Raw genomic sequence first — 1,039 nt, 5'->3', positions numbered from 1 at the left:
GGCATGCCCTCCAGCCCACAACACCCCGCACCCATGCCGAAGAACCTCTCGATGCACAGGGCCACCGATCTGACCGATCTGTGTTCCTCGGCGGCCAAGGTTCGCGATGCCGGTCTGCTGGCAGCGGGTCGGCCGAACACCGTGACGTATTCGCGGAAAGTGTTCATTCCGCTGACCCGTCTGTGCCAGGACAAGTGCCACTACTGCACCTTCGTCACGGTGCCCGGGAAGCTGCGTGCCGCTGGGCACGGCATGTTCCTTGAGCCTGACGAGGTTTTGGACATTGCCCGGGCAGGTGCCGAATTGGGCTGCAAGGAAGCGTTGTTCACGCTGGGGGATCGCCCCGAGGCTCGCTGGCCGGAAGCCAAGCAATGGCTGGACGAACGCGGCTACGACTCCACCCTCGACTACGTGCGGGCGATGTCGATTCGGGTGCTCGAGGAGACCGGACTTCTTCCGCACTTGAATCCCGGTGTGATGAGCTGGCAAGAGCTCTCGCGACTCAAGCCTGTTGCGCCGTCGATGGGCATGATGCTCGAGACGACCGCTACTCGGCTGTTCACCGACAAAGGCGAATGCCACTACGGCAGCCCGGACAAGGACCCGGCGGTTCGGCTGCGCACTCTGACCGACGCAGGCCGCCTGAACATCCCGTTCACCACGGGAATTCTTGTGGGCATCGGGGAGAACTTCCTCGAGCGTGCCGAATCGATCATGGCGATACGCAAGTCGCAGAAGGCGTTCGGCCACATCCAGGAAGTGATCATTCAGAACTTCCTGGCCAAGCCTGATACCGCGATGCGCAACACCCCTGATGCAGGACTCGACGAGTTTCTCGCGGCCATCGCCGTCGCACGCCTGTTGCTCGGGCCGACGATGCGGATTCAGAGTCCGCCGAATCTCGTCTCGAACAGCGAGTGCCTCGCGCTGCTCGGCGCCGGTGTGGACGACTGGGGCGGGGTATCGCCGTTGACCCCCGATCACGACACCGCGCTTGGCTGGGGTGAGTGAGCGTCCCTACGTCGCACGTTCGCGGAGC

The 1,039-nt window shown here is 63.6% G+C and carries 1 pseudogene; it reads left to right on the top strand.

Going from position 1 to position 1,039, the window contains the following annotated elements:
• Window positions 1-984: pseudogene (gene cofG / locus ABT116_RS50185) on the top strand (7,8-didemethyl-8-hydroxy-5-deazariboflavin synthase CofG); the annotation flags it as partial.
• Window positions 985-1,039 lie beyond the last annotated feature (55 nt).

This window comes from Streptomyces sp. NPDC002130 (assembly GCF_040296465.1).
Lineage (GTDB): Bacteria > Actinomycetota > Actinomycetes > Streptomycetales > Streptomycetaceae > Streptomyces.
Note: the sequence above shows the minus strand (reverse complement) of the source record. Positions and strands in the feature narration are given on the sequence as shown.